This window comes from Paraburkholderia hiiakae (assembly GCF_904848665.1).
In the GTDB taxonomy this organism is placed as follows: Bacteria; Pseudomonadota; Gammaproteobacteria; order Burkholderiales; family Burkholderiaceae; genus Paraburkholderia; species Paraburkholderia hiiakae.
Map to the genome: position 1 here is coordinate 19,296 of NZ_CAJHCQ010000003.1, position 17,271 is coordinate 36,566.

Sequence of the window (17,271 nt, forward strand, 5' to 3'; positions counted from 1 at the left end):
CGCTTTTCAAGGGCGCGCCCGGTCAACACGACGTCCAGAGGCGGCGCCCGTTGAGGCACGCCGCCCTCACACTTCAATCCGCTCGACATTGCATACCCGCTGGAGGAACAACGTGAGCAACCTCAATATTCGCAAGGTGGCCGTGCTCGGCGCCGGCGTGATGGGCGCGCAGATCGCCGCGCACCTGATCAACGCCCGCGTACCCGTGCTGCTGTTCGATCTGCCCGCGAAGGAAGGCCCGAAAAACGCCGTCGCGCTCAAGGCAATCGAGACGCTCAAGAAGCTCTCGCCCGCGCCGTTCGGCGTGAAGGACGACGCGCAATACATCACGCCCGCGAACTACGAAGACGACATCGCCAAACTCGCGGAATGCGACGTGGTGATCGAGGCGATCGCCGAGCGCATGGACTGGAAGCACGACCTCTACAAGAAGGTCGCGCCGCACATCGGCCCGAACGCGATCTTCGCGACCAACACCTCGGGCTTGTCCATCACCGAACTCTCGCATGGCTTCGACGATGCGTTGAAGGCGCGCTTTTGCGGCGTGCACTTCTTCAACCCGCCGCGCTACATGCACCTCGTCGAGCTGATCCCGACGCCGCAAACGAAGCCCGAAATCCTCGACCAGCTCGAATCGTTCCTGACGAGCGTGGTGGGCAAGGGCGTCGTGCGCGCGAAAGACACGCCGAACTTCATCGCGAACCGCGTGGGCGTGTTCTCGATCCTCGCGGTGATCGCCGAGGCGAAGAAGTTCGGACTGCGTTTCGACGAAGTCGATGACCTCACGGGCTCGCGCCTTGGCCGCGCGAAGTCGGCGACGTTCCGCACTGCGGACGTCGTGGGTCTCGACACGATGGCGCACGTCATCAAGACGATGCAGGACAACCTGAAGGACGATCCGTTCTTCCCGGTCTACGAAACGCCCGCCGTGCTCGCGGGTCTCGTGGCGAAGGGCGCGCTCGGCCAGAAGACGGGCGGCGGCTTCTATCGCAAGGAAGGCAAGGCAATCAAGGTGCTCGACGCCAACACGGGCGAGTACGTGGACGGCGGCGGCAAGGCCGACGAACTGGTTGGCCGCATTCTCAAGCGTCCGGCCGCCGAGCGCCTGAAGCTGCTGCGCGAAACGCAGCACCCGCAGGCGCAGTTCCTGTGGTCGATCTTCCGCGACGTGTTCCACTACATCGGCGTGCATCTGCAGTCGATCGCGGACAACGCGCGCGACGTCGATCTCGCGATCCGCTGGGGCTTCGGCTGGAACGAAGGCCCGTTCGAAGGCTGGCAGGCCGCAGGTTGGAAGCAGGTGGCCGAGTGGGTGAAGGAAGACATCGACGCAGGCAAGGCGCTTTCGAATGCGCCGCTGCCCGCCTGGGTATTCGAAGGTCCGGTCGCAGCGAACGGCGGCGTGCATGGCGCGGACGGCTCGTGGTCGCCCGCTGAAGCGCGCTTCGTGCCGCGCTCGAAACTGCCGGTGTATGAGCGTCAGGTGTTCCGTGCGGCGCTGTTCGGTGAAACGAACGCACGCGATCCGAAGACCTACGGCAAGACGCTGTTCGAGAACGAAAACCTGCGCGCCTGGGTGGACGACCGCGCGGGCGAGGACGACGTCGTCATCGTCTCGTACAAGAGCAAGATGAACACGATGGGCCCGGGCCTGCTCGACTCGCTCGTGAAGGCCATCGACATCGCCGAAGACGGCTACAAGGGCCTCGTGATCTGGCAGCCGACGTCGCTCAAGCTCGGCGCGCCGGGCGGCCCGTTCTCGGCTGGCGCGAACCTCGAAGAGGCGATGCCCGCGTTCATGATGGGCGGCGCGAAAGGCATCGAGCCGTTCGTGAAGAAGTTCCAGGACACGATGCTGCGCGTGAAGTACGCGAACGTGCCGGTCATCACGGCGGTGTCGGGCATCGCGCTCGGCGGCGGCTGCGAAATCATGCTGCAAAGCGCGAAGCGTGTGGCGCACATCGAGAGCTATGTCGGCCTCGTGGAAGTGGGCGTGGGTCTCGTGCCCGCTGGCGGCGGCCTGAAGGAAGCGGCGATTCGCGCAGCCGAAGGCGCGCAGGCGATTGGCGCGGCGCCGAGCGATCTGCTCCGGTTCCTGCAGAAGTCGTTCGAAAACGCCGCGATGGCGAAGGTCTCGGCCTCGGCGCACGACGCGCGCGCAATGGGCTATCTGAAGCCTTCGGACACCATCGTCTTCAACGTGTTCGAACTGCTCGACACGGCGAAGAAGGAAGCGCGCGCACTGAGCGCGGCGGGCTACCGTGCGCCGCTGCGCGCCACGCAGATTCCGGTGGCGGGCCGCTCGGCGATCTCGACCATCAAGGCATCGCTCGTGAACATGCGTGATGGCCGCTTCATCAGCGATCACGACTTCCTGATCGCGAGTCGCATCGCGGAAGCGGTGTGCGGCGGCGACGTCGAGGCGGGCAGCCTCGTCGACGAGGAATGGCTGCTCAAGCTCGAGCGCCGTGCCTTCGTCGATCTGCTCGGCACGCAGAAGACGCAGGAGCGCATCATGGGCATGCTGCAAACCGGCAAGCCGGTGCGCAACTAAGCGGCACGACGCACACCAGATACTGGAGTAAGAGATGAGCAAACAGTTGCAGGACGCCTACATCGTCGCCGCGAGCCGCACCCCCATCGGCAAGGCGCCGCGCGGCGTGTTCAAGAACACCCGCCCGGACGAGTTGCTCGTTCACGCGATCAAGTCGGCCGTGGCGCAGGTGCCCGGGCTCGACACGAGCGTGATCGAAGACGCCATTGTCGGCTGCGCGATTCCGGAAGCCGAGCAAGGCCTGAACGTGGCGCGTATCGGCGCGCTGCTCGCGGGGCTGCCGCAGAGCGTGGGCGGCGTGACCGTCAACCGCTTCTGCGCGTCGGGTCTCACGGCGCTCGCCATGGCCGCCGACCGCATCCGCGTGGGCGAATCCGACGCGATGATCGCGGGCGGCTGCGAGTCGATGAGCATGGTGCCGATGATGGGCAACAAGCCGTCGCTCTCGCCGCACATCTTCGATCGCAATGAAGACGTTGGCATTGCTTACGGTATGGGCCTGACCGCCGAGAAGGTCGCGGAGCGCTGGAAGGTGAGCCGCGAGGCGCAGGACGCGTTCTCGGTCGAATCGCATCGCCGCGCGCTCGCCGCGCAACAGGCGGGCGAGTTCAAGGACGAAATCGCGCCGTACACGCTCGTCGAGCGCTTCCCGGATCTCGCTTCGGGCGAAGTGAAGGTGAAGGAGCGTTTGATCGAACTGGACGAAGGCCCGCGTGCCGATACGACGCTCGAAGGTCTCGCGAAGCTGCGTGCGGTGTTCGCGAACAAGGGCTCGGTCACGGCCGGTAACAGCTCGCAGACTTCGGATGGCGCGGGCGCGCTGATCGTGGTCTCCGAAAAGATCCTCAAGCAGTTCAACCTCACGCCGCTCGCGCGCTTCGTGAGCTTCGCGGTGCGCGGCGTGCCGCCGGAGATCATGGGCATCGGTCCGAAGGAAGCGATTCCGGCGGCGCTGAAGGCCGCGGGCCTGAAGCAGGACGATCTCGACTGGATCGAGCTGAACGAAGCGTTTGCCGCGCAGTCGCTGGCGGTGATCCAGGACCTCGGCCTCGATCCTTCGAAGATCAATCCGCTCGGTGGCGCGATTGCGCTGGGCCACCCGCTCGGCGCGACGGGCGCGATTCGCGCGTCGACGGTCGTGCACGGCCTGCGCCGCCGCAACTACAAGTACGGCATGGTGACGATGTGCGTCGGCACCGGCATGGGTGCTGCGGGCATCATCGAGCGGCTGTAAGCATTAGCGCCCAGGCGTTATCGACACGGTTCGCAGACTTCACGGTTTGCGGACCGTTTTTCGTATCAGATCCAGGTGGGACCGGAGTAAGGCGCTCAAGCGCCAACTCCGGTCGACAGAGGAGACATTCGTATGAGTAACGAAATCCTTGTGGCACGCGAAAACGGCGTGCTCACGATCACGATCGACCGTCCCGCGCGCAAGAACGCGCTCACGCCCGCGATGTATCAGGCGATGGCCGACGCGCTGACCGGCGCAAACGAGGACGCCTCGGTACGCGCGGTGCTGCTGACCGGCCACACTGAGATCTTCACGGCCGGCAACGACATCGAAGACTTCCTGAAGAGCCCGCCCGCCGGCGCCGATTCCCCCGTAATCCGCTTTCTCGACGCCATCTCGACTTTCGAGAAGCCGCTCGTCGCAGCGGTGAAAGGGCCGGCGATCGGTGTCGGCACGACGCTGCTGCTGCATTGCGACATCGTCTACGCTGCGGACAACGCGCGCTTCGCCGTGCCGTTCGCGCAACTGGGGCTGTGCCCCGAGGCGGCTTCGTCGCTCTTGCTGCCACGCATTGCGGGCTATCAGGGCGCGGCGGAAAAGCTGCTGCTCGGCGAGACCTTCGACGCGGCGGAAGCGCATCGCATGGGGTTCGTGAACCGTGTGCTGCCGGCTGCTGAACTCGACGCGTTCGTCGCCGGGCAACTGGCGAAGCTCGTGGCGTTGCCCGCGTCGTCGCTGCGCGTGACGAAGTCGCTCATGAAGCGCGCGAGCGACCACGAGGTCAAGACGCGCATGAGCGAAGAGTTCGTGCACTTCGGCAAGATGCTGCTCGCGCCCGAAGCGCGCGAGGCGTTCACGGCTTTCCTCGGAAAGCGCAAGCCGGATTTCCGGCAGTTCGACTAGGCCGCGATTGGTAACTCAGGCGGTTTCGTAATCGACATAGCCGGACTCGCGGCAGAAACTCACGAGCCGCAGTCCGGCGCGCCTGGCGATGGCGATGGCAAGCGAGGAGGGTGCCGAGATCGTCGCGACCATCGGAATGCCCACGCGCGCGGCCTTGCGCACCAGTTCGTAGCTCGCACGGCTCGAGAGGAAGACGAAACCCTGCTGCGTGTCGGCGCGCTCCATCACGAGCTGGCCGATGAGTTTGTCGAGCGCGTTGTGGCGGCCCACGTCTTCGAAGGCGCGCAGGATCGCGCCGTTTTCGTCGCACCACGCGGCCGCATGCAGCCCGCCAGTGAGCTTCGTGAGCGCCTGGTGCTGCGGCAGTTCGCGTGCGGCGCGCGCGATGGCGTCCGGTGCCAGTCGCGCGACGAAGCCGGTGTCGGGCACCTGCTCGGGCTCGAGATCGAGCAGGTCGATGCTCTCGATGCCGCACACGCCGCAGCCGCTGCGCCCGGCGAGCGCGCGGCGCTTTTCCTTGAGTTCGACGAATGCCTGCTGCACCACGGTCAAGTTCACTTCGGCGTGTGGAAGATCCGCTTCGTCGTGCCAGTCAACCTCGATGTCCTGGATATCGGCGTTGCGCCCGACAATGCCTTCGGAGATCGCGAAGCCCACGGCGAACGCTTCGAGGTCGCGCGGCGTGCACATCATGACTGCGTGCGAAATGCCGTTGAACACGAGCGCGACGGGCCATTCCTGGCCCACGTGGTCCTCACGCGTTTCCACCGTGCCGCCGCGGTGCCGATGCACGCGCAATTCGACGGCGCCGGACTGGCCTTCGGATTCCAGGGGATTCGACGCCGCGATCGGCTCGCGGGTTAGCGGGCTCATTGGCGAGCGGGTTGGGGTCGTCAAGCGCAAAACTCCATCAGTCCTTGTGCGGCGCGGCACCGCAGCGCCGCCGGGGACGGCGGAGCCGCGCCGCGCGCGGAAGGTTCTAAAATACCTCAAGCGGGCCGCCCGCGCTTATCTGCGCCTTTGCCCGCCTCGCGAGGATACCGTCATGGCATTGAACGAAGCTCCGCTGCTTTTCGGGTTCGAGGTCGACTCGTCCGAAAACCTCACCTATATCCCGATGTGCGTGCGCTTCAACCTGGATCGCTTTGGTCTGCGCATATCTCTCGCGCAATGGCAATTGCTGCCCTATGAGGACCGTCGGCTGCTGGCGTGTTTTCCCGTCGATGAAGACACGCAGATCGAGCCCAATTTCGACCACGCGCTCTTCGAGATGATGCGCACGCATGCGAACGTCGAGCCCGAATGGTTCGCGCCCGAAGAAGCGCCGGCCTGGCGCGACGTGAACGCGGTGCCGGGCGGCATTGCGCTTCAGTCCGAGCTTGCCAACCTGCAAGCGCCCGGCCTCGAAGACTGGGCGCAACTCGACCCGTTCCAGCGCTATGTGCTTGCGAAGCTCGCGCGTAAACCCGAGAGCAATCACGACTTCGCGCCGGCGATGCGCGAGTTCGGGCTGGCGGTGCCGCGCTGATTTCCAGCCGCTGATTCCCGCCGATCCTGGCCGCCTCGGCGTCAAAGCCAACGCATAGCCGGCTCATAGCCGATCCATACCCGATTCCCGCTAACCGCGGCTGCCTCGGGCATCGCGCGTCTTTTTCCGCTTCTTTCTCCGCATTTACCCTCAAGACAAGGCCGGCCGTGCCGTTATTTCGGGTTGGCGCGTCAGGCGCCGACCGGTCGCGCGCAGTCGTGACCCATCATCCCGCGCTCACGGCGCGGGCGCGAACGACGCTCGGCATTCATGAACCTTCTTTTTTCGAAGCGCCAACTCATCAATCTGGCCGTCGTTGCGGCGGCCGTGGGCGCGAACGCTTTTGTCGCGTGGACGCAGATCGACGGTCAGCGCCAGATCGACCTGCGCGCTAGCCAGGCGGCGACGATCCGTCACGATCTCGACCGTTATCGCGATGCCCTTGGCAGCGGCGTCAGTGCGCTGGGCCGTTTCGCGGTGCAGGGCCAGCCGGAGTCGGCTGCCGCGCACGACGCGCGTGCCGCCATGCTCGACGAAAGCGGCCGCGCACTGCGCGCGGAACTGGCCGGCAGTGCCGACCTCGCAGCCCGTTTCGACGCGTTGGCGGGGCAGGCCACCGCAATTGCGAGCGAGATCGACGTGACGCTTGCGCGCGCCGAGCAGCGCGTGGCTGACGAGCGCGGACAGGCTGCCGTGGTGGCGGCAAACGGGACCGCGGCTGCGCAGGCCGTGCCGGCTGACGGCGCGGCCAGCCAGGAATTCGGCACGGCGATGCCCGCTAATGCCGCACGTTCGCCCGCAGCGCCATGGGGATCGCGCGAGGCGCTCGCCCGCAACGCCGCCGCCGCGAAGGCGGCTCAAACCGGGAGCGCCGCAGATGCGCGCACGGCCGGTCATGTCGTGACCGGCACGATCTTGCCGCTGCACGCCGCGGCGGATGTGGCGGCGAGCGCCGTGACGCTGGATACGCTCACGGTGGCGCCGCTCGGTGCAAACAGTACGGTAAACAGCGCGGCAAACAGCGCCCCAAATCCCGCCACGGCGACCGCTGCGCTGCCGGACGCGGCCATGCCTTCGCCCGCCGCAGTGTCCGCCACTGTGCCCACAACCGGCGGCGAAGCGCCGTCGCCCGCCACTGCCGCGTGGCTCGCCGGCGAATACATCCGCATTGACAACCTCGTGGACCAGCTCGACGGGCGGCTCGCGGCGTTGCAACGCGCACAGGATCTGGCGCTCGCCGCCGCGCTCGCCGACTCGGCGCGCTCGGGCCGCCGCGCCCTGTTGCTATTGATCGTGACGATGCTCGCGGGCGCGACGCTGCTCATCTACACGTTCGGCGCGCGCGAAAGCGCCGCGCGCGAGAAGCTGCGCGCCGTGAGCGGCATGCGCCTGCGCAGCGAGCGCTTTCAGGGTCTGTTCGACGCGCATCCGGTGCCGATGTACGTGTTCGACCGCGAGACGCTGCGCTTTCTCGCCGTGAATAGCGCCGCGATCCAGCAATACGGCTACAGCGAGGAAGAGTTCCTCGCGATGACGGTCCGCGACATCCGTCCCGCAGAGGACATCTCGCGGCTCGAGCAGCATCTCACGCGCTCGGACATGCTCACGCAGAACGTGCGCATGATGGCGGGCATCTGGCACCATCGCCGCCGCGACGGCTCGATCATCAGCGCCGACATCTCGCATCACTCGCTCACCTTCCTCGGCCGCGACGCCGTGTTCGTGCTCGCCGACGACGTCACCGAGCAGATCAAGGCCGAAGCGGAGGCGCAGCGCTCGAACCAGATGCTCGAGTCGGTGATCGACAACATCCCGCAGCGCATCTTCTGGAAGGACGCGCAATCGCGCTATCTCGGCTGCAACATGACCTTCGCGCGGGACGCGGGCCTTTCGTATCCCGAGCAGATCATCGGCAAGTTCGACGACGACCTGCCGTGGCGCGCCTACGCCGACGGCATGCGCGAACAGGATCGCGAGGTGATCGAGTCGGGTCTGCCGCGCATCAACTACGAGGACAACCTAGCGATCGACGGCCTGCACCGCACGACGCTCACGAGCAAGCTGCCGCTGCTCGACGGCGACGGCCGCGTGATCGGCGTGCTCGGCTCGTACTCGGACACCACGGAAAGCAAGCGCGCCGACCTCGCGCTGCGCCTGCAAAGCCGCGCGCTCGACGCATGCGTCAACGCCATTCTCATCACCGCGCCGGGTCCGGGTGGCAGCAATCTGATCGAGTACGCGAATCCTGCGTTTCGCCGCATCACGGGCTTCGATCCGGCCGAGGTGATCGGCCAGGACTGCCGCCTCCTGCAACGCGACGATCGCGATCAGGACGGCCTCATCGCGGTGCGCAAGGCGCTGCTTTCCAATCGCGAAGTGAGCGCCGTGCTGCGCAACTACCGCAAGGACGGCGTGCTCTTCTGGAACCAACTGCTGATCGCGCCGGTGCCCGATCTCGATGGCCGCATCACGCATCACATCGGCATCATCAACGACGTGACCGAGCTGATCCGCTATCAGGAGCAGCTCGAATACCAGGCGAACTACGACAGTCTCACGCTGCTGCCCAACCGTAACCTGCTGCGCGACCGGCTTCAGCATGCGCTGCTCGCGGCGCAGCGGCACGATACGGGCGTGGCCGTGGTGTTCATCGACCTCGACGGTTTCAAGAACGTCAACGATAGCCTCGGCCACAGCGTGGGCGACCGTCTGCTGGGTGTGGTGGCCGAGCGGCTTCAGCGTTGCACGCGCACGACCGACACGGTTGCGCGCCACGGCGGCGACGAGTTCGTGATCGTGCTCACCGACACCATCGACGAGAAGTCGCTGATCGGCTGGATGGAGCGGGCGCGCGCGCTGATCTCGGAGCCGGTGTGGATCGACGGCACCGAGCTGTACGTAGGCTGCAGCATGGGAGCGAGCGTCTTCCCGCAGGACGGCAACGACGCCGAAACGCTCATGAAGAAGGCCGACGTCGCGATGTACCGTGCGAAGGACATGGGCCGCAACACGTTCCAGTTCTTCCAGCCGGAGATGAACGCGAACGTGGGCGCGCGCCTGAATCTCGAACGGCGCTTGCGCCGCGCGCTGCGCGACAGCGAGTTTCTGCTGCACTACCAGCCGCAGGTGGAGATCGAGGGCGGGCGCATCGTCGGCATGGAGGCGCTGGTGCGCTGGCGCGACCCCGAGGTGGGGCTCGTGTCGCCTGCGCAGTTCATTCCCGTGGCGGAGGAAAGCGGCCTGATCGGACCGCTCTCCGACTGGGTGCTACGCGAGGCGTGCCGCCAGAACCGGGCGTGGCAACTCGCGGGGTTGCCGCCTGTGCGCGTTTCCGTGAACTTCTCGGCGAAGACGTTCCACCAGCGCGACATTGCGCAGCTCGTGAAGGACGTGCTGCAGGAAACCGGGCTGGAAGCCTGCTGGCTCGAAATCGAGCTGACCGAGAGCACGCTCATGCGCAATGCCGAAGAGGCCGTGTCGATGTTGAACGAGCTGCACGCGCTGGGCATCGGCATTGCCGTCGACGACTTCGGCACTGGCTATTCGAGCCTGAGTTACCTGAAGCGTTTGCCTGTGGACCGGCTCAAGATCGACCGCTCGTTCGTGGCCGACATCGGCACGAGCAGCGACGACGAAACGATCACGGCGGCCATCATCGCGCTTGCGCACGAGTTGCAGCTGCAGGTGATCGCGGAAGGGGTGGAGACGTCGGCGCAATTCGCCTTCTTGCGCGATCGCGCGTGCGACGAGCTGCAGGGTTACTTCTTCGCGCCGCCGCTACCTGGCGAAGAGGCCGCGGCACTGTTGCGCGCGAGCGCGACGTACGAGGAAGCGCCCGGGCTTGCGTGGACGGTTTGAGCCCGGCGCAACGGGCGGGCATGGGCTGATTCGTTCGCTTTTGCGTTCGCGGTTGCGTTATTCGATCGGCGGCAGCTGCCGCGGGCGGCGGTCCGTGCCGGTCGCGACATAGGTGAGCGTGGCCTCCGTCACCTTCACGACCTCCTCCTGAAGGCGCATCCGCTGCGCGTACACCTCGACCTCGACGGTCACCGAGGTGTTACCGGTCTTGACGATCTCGGCGTAGAAACTCAGCAGATCGCCGACGAACACCGGTTGCTTGAACACGAACGAGTTCACCGCGACGGTCGCGACGCGTCCGTTGGCGCGGCGGCTCGCCGGAATCGAACCGGCAATATCGACCTGCGCCATGATCCAGCCGCCGAAGACGTCGCCGTGAACGTTGGCGTCCGAGGGCTGCGGCACAACGCGCAGCGCAGGCGATTTTTGGGGGAGCGGGAAGGAGTCGTTCATCGGGCTTCCATGAAAAGGGATCGAACGGCGGACGGCGCTGCGGAGCGGGCTTGGGGCTTGAGGCCGGCGTGGCGCGCTTAAGCGGCGCGCGCCGCCTTCTGCGACAATATGTCGATCAGGAATTGTACGGGAAAGCATAAGGTGCGGCGCTCGGGTCGATTAGAGCCTTCCACCTTCGCGAAACCCGTCGCCGATCCCCCACATGACTCGCCGTGCCGCTTGCGCCGCGCCAGCTTCCGGTCCTTGAACCGGACTTTCGCGCACCGCATTGCGCACATTTCTCGCTGCTCGCCCCATGCGCCGCTTTCCCGCTTCCAACGAACCCGCACTGCCCGCCACCGGGCCGCGCAACGACTGGCAGACGATCGTTTCGCTGCTGCCTTACCTCACCGCGTACCGATGGCGCGTGGGCTTCGCGCTCACCTGCCTTATCGGCGCAAAGGTGGCCAACCTCGGCGTGCCGATCGTGATGAAGCACATCGTCGACGGCCTGGCTTCCGTGCGCCATCTCACCGCGCTCGGTCGCGCGGAGCACGCGCCGGGCATCGTGCTCGCGGGCGGCATCGGGTTGCTGGTGTTGGCTTACGCCGTGGTGCGCCTCTCGACATCGCTCTTCACCGAGCTGCGCGAAATCCTTTTTTCGAAGGTGACCGAGAGCGCCGTGCGCCAGCTCGCGCTCAAGGTGTTCCGCCATCTGCACGCGCTCTCGCTGCGCTTTCATCTTGAGCGGCAAACAGGCGGCATGTCGCGCGACATCGAGCGCGGCACGCGCGGCATCACGCAGCTCATTTCCTACTCGCTCTACAGCATCCTGCCGACGCTCGTGGAGGTGGGTCTCGTGCTCGGCTTTTTCGTGGTGAAGTACGAGGCGTACTACGCGATCGTCACGCTCATCGCGCTCGTTGCGTACATCGTGTTCACGGTGAAGGTGACCGAGTGGCGCACGCATTACCGCCGCACGATGAACGAGCTCGATTCGCGCGCCAACGCGCGTGCGATCGATTCGCTCATCAACTACGAGACCGTGAAGTACTTCGGCAACGAAGAGTGGGAGACGAAGCGCTACGACGAAAACCTGCACCGCTACCGGCAGGCCGCGATCAAGTCGCAGCACTCGCTTTCCGCGCTCAACTTCGGGCAGCAGGCGATCATCGGCACCGGGCTCGTGTTCATCCTCTGGCGCGCCACACAAGGCGTGATGGCAGGACGGCTCACACTCGGCGACCTCGTGCTCATCAACACGTTCATGCTGCAGCTCTACATTCCGCTGAATTTTCTCGGCGTGGTGTATCGGGAGCTCAAGCAGAGTCTCACCGACATGGACCGCATGTTCACGCTGCTCACTGTCGAGCGCGAAGTGGCCGACGTGCCCGGCGCGCAGGCGCTTGCGGTGCGCGGCGGCGAGGTGCGCTTTTCGCACGTGAATTTCGCGTATGAGCCGTCGCGTCAGATTCTGCACGACCTGAGCTTCACGATTGCGGCGGGCACGACCACGGCCGTGGTCGGGCATAGCGGCTCGGGCAAGTCCACGCTCGCGCGGCTCTTGTTCCGGTTCTACGATCTCGATCGTGCCGATCCTGGCGAAAGCGGTGGCGCGATCACCATCGACGGCCAGGATATCCGCGACGTCACGCAGGATTCGCTGCGTGCTTCGATCGGCATCGTGCCGCAGGACACGGTGCTGTTCAACGATTCGATCTACTACAACATCGCCTATGGCCGGCCGACGGCGAGCCGCGAGGAAGTGATCGCGGCGGCGCGCGCAGCGCATATTCATGCGTTCATCGAAAGTCTGCCCAAGGGCTACGACACGTCCGTGGGCGAGCGCGGTCTCAAGCTTTCGGGCGGCGAGAAACAGCGCGTGGCGATCGCGCGCACGCTGCTGAAGAATCCGCCGATTTTGCTGTTCGACGAGGCGACGTCTGCGCTCGATTCGCGCTCGGAGCGGGCCATCCAGCACGAACTCGACCAGATCGCGCGCGAGCGCACGACGCTCGTGATCGCGCACCGGCTCTCGACTGTCGTGCACGCGCAACAGATCATCGTGATGGATCACGGGCGCATCGTCGAGCGCGGCACGCATGCGCAACTGCTGCGCGCGGGCGGACACTATGCGCAGATGTGGGCGCTTCAGCAGCAGAAGACGGGCGATGCGCCCCAGTCACGAGCGGGGCAACAAGCGGGGCAAGTGGAGTTGCCTGCGGCGGGCGGAAATTGAAGCGCTCCGCGCGCCGGCGTTTGCAGGCTTTTAGCCGTGGTGCGCGGGAGTCGTCTTTCGCAGCGCGGCGTCGAGCGCATTGAGCTGCGCGGGCGTGCCGACGTTTTCCCAAACGCCTTCGTATAGCTCGCCGCTCACGTGTCCTTGCGCGATGGACTCGCGATAGTACGGTGTGAGCGCGCGCTTCGTGCCGGGCGCGAGATCGCGGAACATGCGCGTGTCATAGAGGCCAATATTGCCGAACGTATAGCGCGGCGCGCCTTCGAGGGCGAGCCGGCCGTCATCGCTCAGCGCGAAGTCGCCCTTCGGGTGGAACGGCGGGTTCGGCACCATCACGAGATGCATGCCCGGTTGCGCTTGCGCCGCGAGCGCTTGCGCGTGCGTGTTCAGGCGCGCGAAATCGTAGGCGCTGTAGACGTCGCCGCTTACCGCGAGGAACACTTCGGGCACGCCGTTTGACTCGATGAGCGGCAGCGCCTGCGCAATTCCCCCCGCCGTTTCGAGCGCGTCGTGCTCGGGCGAATAGTGGAGCCTCACGCCAAAGCGCGCGCCGTCACCGAGCGCGGATTCGATCTGCGCGCCGAGCCAGGCGTGGTTGATGACGATGCGCGTGTAGCCCGCCGCGGCGAGCTGCTCGATCTGCCACACGACAAGCGGTTTGCCGCCCACGGCGAGCAGCGGCTTCGGGCAGGTATCGGTGAGCGGACGCATGCGTTCGCCGCGTCCGGCGGCGAAGATCATGGCGGTGCGGTCGTGGCTCGCCTTGGCCGGCGGGTGATTCGATTGGGTCATGACGGCCCGTTTCAGAAGGTATAAGCGACTTCGACGGCGCTGCCCTGCAGTTCGTCGATGAGCCGTGCGAACGGCGCGAGCGGGCGGTAGCGGTGCGCGACCTTGCTCGCGTAGCCGAGAAAGCGCGGCAGGTCGGCCATGTAATGCGGTTTGCTGTCGCGATAATTGATGCGGCAGAAAAGGCCCAGCACCTTGATGTGGCGCTGCAGACCCATCCACTCGAGCTGGCGGTAGAACTCGCCGAAGTCGGCCTCGACAGGCAGCCCCGCCTTCTTTGCGCGCTCCCAGTAGTGCACGAAGCAGTCGAGCTCGAACTCTTCGTCCCAGCTCAGGAACGCGTCGCGCAGCAGCGAGACGACGTCATAGGTGATCGGGCCATACACCGCGTCCTGGAAGTCGAGCACGCCGGGGTTGGGCGTCGCGATCATCAGGTTCCGGGGCATGAAGTCGCGCAGCATGTAGCTTTGCGGCTGCGCGCGGGCGCTCGCCACGAGCAGCGCGAAGGTGCGATCGAGTACGCCGCGCGTGGCTTCGTCCACCTTACGGCCCAGATGGCGCTCCAGATACCACTCGGGCATCAGCTCCATCTCGCGGCGCATGAAGGCTTCGTCGAAGTCCGGCAGCACGCCTGGCCGCGAACTCAACTGCCAGCGGATCAACGCGTCGATGGCGTCGCGCATCAGATCACGCGAGCGCGCGCCGGGGCCGGCTTCCTGCAGCGTTTGCAGGTAGGGCGCCGTGCCGAGATCGGTCACGAGCATGAAGCCCGCGTCGAAATCGGCTTCGAGCACGCGCGGCACGTGTACGCCGGCGACCTCGAGCATCTGCGCGATCTGGGCGAACTCGCGGCTTTTTTCGGGCGGCGGTGCGTCGACGGCGATCAGCGTCGCGCCGTGCGCGCCCGCGCTCGCGAGGCGGAAATAGCGCCGAAAGCTCGCGTCGGCCGAGGCGGGGGCGAGTGTTGCGAGGTCGAGGGCGTACTGCCCGGCGTGGCTGCCGAGCCAGGCGGCGAGCAGGTCGCGGCGATTGTCGCTCGGCGATGCGGCCGGGGAAGTGGCGGGAGAATGCGCTGCGGAAAAGGTCATGAAAGCCAGAGGCAAAATCAGTGGATCAACGTCTTGCCATATAATACCCCACGACTTTTTTGACGCGACTCGCGCCAAAGCCCGCATGACGGTTCGCCTCCCGCAATCATCGTCGCTCCAGGGTTCGATGAATTGTAATTAATTGTTTGCAGCCCGGCCTCGATCCGGTTCATCGGGAGGCGGGTGCTCAGGCGGGCCACCATCATGGAGAGGGCAGGCGGCCGGGCCGATTCGCCAAAACCATACATGCCGCCCAGACAGTTTTTCCAGACGATCTCCCATAGTGACGACGGCGTGCCGGGCAAGCGGCGGCTCATCGCGGCACTCCTGGCCGTACCGGGTCTGGTGCCCGCGCTCGCGCACGCCCAGCTCTCGGGCGCGGCCGCGCAGCCCCAACAGCTGGACGGCCCGTTGAGCCTGCGGCTCGCGCCGCAACTCGAGGATCACCCCAACACGTCGGGCCAGCACCCGGCAACCTTCGTGCTCGGCGATTCGACGACCGGCACGGTGGACACCGACCTCGCGGTGAAAGGCGCAGCAGAACTGCGCCAGGGGACCAACGTGGTGAAGGGCGACGCCCTGCACTACGACCAGGACACCGACATGGCCAATGCCTACGGCAATGTCGTGGTCGTGCAGACCGGCACGACGTTCACGGGGCCCGAGGCGCATTTGAAGGTCGAGGCGAACGAGGGCTTCATGGCCGCGCCGAAGTACCACTTCACGCTCACGGGCGGCTCGGGCAGCGCCGCGCGCGCCGACCTGCTGGACAGCGAGCGCTCGGTGCTCACGACCGGCACCTACACTGCGTGCCACTGCTCGACCAATCCGGCCTGGTACATCAAGGGCAGCGAGTTCGATTTCGACACCGGCAGCGACGAAGGCGTCGCGCACAACGCTGTGCTGTTCTTCCAGAACGTGCCGATCTTCGCGAGCCCGTGGCTGTCGTTCCCGCTTTCGGGCGACCGCCGCAGCGGCCTGTTGCCGCCGACGTTCTCGGTCAGCTCGACGAACGGCTACGAAATTTCGCTGCCGTATTACTTCAACATCGCGCCGAACCGCGACTTCACGTTCACGCCCGAGATCATCTCGAAGCGTGGCGTGTTCCTGCAGGGTAACTACCGGTATCTCTCGACGAATTACTCGGGATCGATCACCGGGACGTTCCTGCCGGACGACGCGATCACGAAGACAAACCGCTACGCGCTGTTCATCCAGCACAACCAGAACTTCGGCAACGGGTTCGGCGGTTATGTCTACTACAACAAGGTCTCGGACAACACCTATCCGTCGGACCTGTCGTCTCCGGCCAATCAGTTCCTGAACGGCACGCAGACGCTGTACCAGCAGGAAGCCGGCCTCACGTACAACAACGGACCGTGGTCCGTGCTCGGCCGCTACCAGCACTGGCAGGCAGTCGAGTCGTCGACGCCCCCGTATGGCCGCGAGCCGCAGTTGAACGTGAAGTACGCGAAGTACAACGTCGGCGGCTTCGACTACGGCATGGAAGCCGACTATTCGCGCTTCCGCATCTCGGAAGACAACGCGACCGAAGGCGATCGCGTCGTCTTCAATCCGTACCTGTCGTATTCGTTGATGGGGCCGGGTTACTTCGTCACGCCGAAGGTTCAGTGGCACTTCGCGTCGTACAACCTGAGCAATATCGGCCCGGCGGGCACGACCTTCGGTTCGCCCGTCGGCACGCCGAAGAGCTTCACCGAATCGATTCCGACCTTCAGCTTCGACACGGGCCTCGTGTTCGACCGCTCGGTCCATCTGTTCGGCCAGGATTACATCCAGACGCTGGAACCGCGCCTGTACTACGTGTACACGCCGTACCGCAACCAGCAGTTCGCGCCCCTTTTCGATACCGCCGAGTCGGACTTCGGCCTCGCGGAAATCTTCACGCCGAACACCTTCGTCGGTAACGACCGTATTGCCGACGCGAACCGCATTACGGCCGCGCTGACCACGCGCTTCATCGACCCGGCTTCGGGTGACGAGCGTGCGCGCTTCGTGATCGCGCAGCAGTACTACTTCCAGGATCAGCGCGTCACGCTTACGCCGGGCGAGACCACGGAGCAGGCGACCCATTCGGACCTGATTGCGGGCGCCGCCCTGAAAATCGGGGCCGGTTTCGCTTCGGAAACGGCGTTCCAATATAATGCCGACAACAACCAGCTCACGAAGGCGAGCATCGGTTTCGGGTACAGCCCGGGAACGAGCCGCGTCCTGAACGTGGCCTACCGCTACACGCGCGCGAACACCACGCTGGATTTCCAGCCGATCAACCAGATTCTGATCTCGGCTCAATGGCCGTTCTCACACCGGGTGTACGCCGTGGGCCGCTTCAACTACGATCTGAACGGCCATCGTATCGTCGACGGCCTGGTCGGCATGCAGTACGACGCCGATTGCTGGGTGCTCGGGGTCGGCCTGCAGCGTTACGCGAACGGGCTCAATACGTCGGGCACGCCGAATTCGTCAACGCGGTTTCTCGCGCAGTTGACGCTCAAGGGACTGTCGAACGTCGACAACGGGCTGGTGGCGGCGTTCAGAACCGCAGTGCCGGGGTACACGCAGTTGCCGGGTCAGGCGCCGCCGGATTCGCGCTTCACTGATTATCAATAACGCGTGATCCGGAGC

12 protein-coding genes are annotated in these 17,271 nt (G+C 65.6%); 7 read left to right on the forward strand and 5 right to left on the reverse strand.

Translation table 11 applies throughout. The annotated features are described in order from the left end of the window. The first annotated feature begins 112 nt into the window (after positions 1-112). The 3 genes from JMY28_RS07195 (at position 113) to JMY28_RS07205 (ending at position 4,691) form a co-directional block, all read left to right on the forward strand. A complete protein-coding gene (locus tag JMY28_RS07195; protein ID WP_201695239.1) occupies positions 113-2,554 on the forward strand; it encodes a 3-hydroxyacyl-CoA dehydrogenase/enoyl-CoA hydratase family protein in 2,442 nt (813 codons plus the stop codon). Positions 2,555-2,588: 34 nt separating this feature from the next. Beyond that, positions 2,589-3,788, forward strand: coding sequence for an acetyl-CoA C-acyltransferase (locus JMY28_RS07200; protein ID WP_201695240.1), 1,200 nt, complete (start codon positions 2,589-2,591; stop codon positions 3,786-3,788). Positions 3,789-3,920: 132 nt separating this feature from the next. Then, a complete protein-coding gene (locus JMY28_RS07205) occupies positions 3,921-4,691 on the forward strand; it encodes an enoyl-CoA hydratase (protein WP_201695241.1) in 771 nt (256 codons plus the stop codon). Between the two features lie 15 nt (positions 4,692-4,706). On the opposite strand, the gene fdhD is transcribed toward JMY28_RS07205, so the two are convergent. Next, positions 4,707-5,564 carry a formate dehydrogenase accessory sulfurtransferase FdhD gene (gene fdhD / locus JMY28_RS07210; protein WP_201695594.1) on the reverse strand — a complete coding sequence of 286 codons (858 nt, stop codon included), beginning with the start codon at positions 5,562-5,564 and terminating at the stop codon, positions 4,707-4,709. 172 nt (positions 5,565-5,736) lie between these two features. Here fdhD and JMY28_RS07215 point away from each other — a divergent pair, with 172 nt between their 5' ends. Continuing rightward, the gene (locus tag JMY28_RS07215; protein ID WP_201695242.1) at positions 5,737-6,219 is read left to right on the forward strand and encodes a nitrate reductase associated protein; all 483 of its coding nucleotides are present in this window, start codon (positions 5,737-5,739) and stop codon (positions 6,217-6,219) included. A gap of 270 nt (positions 6,220-6,489) precedes the next feature. After that, positions 6,490-10,077, forward strand: a complete 3,588-nt coding sequence (locus JMY28_RS07220; protein ID WP_236596747.1) for an EAL domain-containing protein — start codon at positions 6,490-6,492, stop codon at positions 10,075-10,077. Positions 10,078-10,134: 57 nt separating this feature from the next. Here the strand turns inward: JMY28_RS07220 and JMY28_RS07225 are convergent, their stop codons facing one another. After that, on the reverse strand, positions 10,135-10,530 hold the full coding sequence (locus JMY28_RS07225) for an acyl-CoA thioesterase (RefSeq protein ID WP_201695243.1): 396 nt from the start codon (positions 10,528-10,530) through the stop codon (positions 10,135-10,137). A gap of 295 nt (positions 10,531-10,825) precedes the next feature. Here JMY28_RS07225 and JMY28_RS07230 point away from each other — a divergent pair, with 295 nt between their 5' ends. Next, positions 10,826-12,748: an ABCB family ABC transporter ATP-binding protein/permease gene (locus tag JMY28_RS07230; protein WP_201695244.1), complete on the forward strand. Its 1,923-nt coding sequence runs from the start codon at positions 10,826-10,828 to the stop codon at positions 12,746-12,748. 30 nt (positions 12,749-12,778) lie between these two features. Here the strand turns inward: JMY28_RS07230 and murU are convergent, their stop codons facing one another. The 3 genes from murU to JMY28_RS07245 form a co-directional block, all read right to left on the reverse strand. Further along, positions 12,779-13,489: an N-acetylmuramate alpha-1-phosphate uridylyltransferase MurU gene (gene murU, locus JMY28_RS07235; protein WP_201695596.1), complete on the reverse strand. Its 711-nt coding sequence runs from the start codon at positions 13,487-13,489 to the stop codon at positions 12,779-12,781. Positions 13,490-13,551: 62 nt separating this feature from the next. Beyond that, the gene (locus JMY28_RS07240) at positions 13,552-14,625 is read right to left on the reverse strand and encodes an aminoglycoside phosphotransferase family protein (RefSeq protein ID WP_201695245.1); all 1,074 of its coding nucleotides are present in this window, start codon (positions 14,623-14,625) and stop codon (positions 13,552-13,554) included. Positions 14,626-14,642: 17 nt separating this feature from the next. Continuing rightward, positions 14,643-14,942, reverse strand: coding sequence for a hypothetical protein (locus JMY28_RS07245; protein WP_201695618.1), 300 nt, complete (start codon positions 14,940-14,942; stop codon positions 14,643-14,645). Here JMY28_RS07245 and JMY28_RS07250 point away from each other — a divergent pair. Next, complete coding sequence (locus JMY28_RS07250; protein WP_201695246.1) at positions 14,872-17,256, forward strand: LPS-assembly protein LptD; 2,385 nt, start codon at positions 14,872-14,874, stop codon at positions 17,254-17,256. The two genes, JMY28_RS07245 and JMY28_RS07250, sit on opposite strands and share 71 nt — an antisense overlap. Positions 17,257-17,271: the final 15 nt, after the last annotated feature.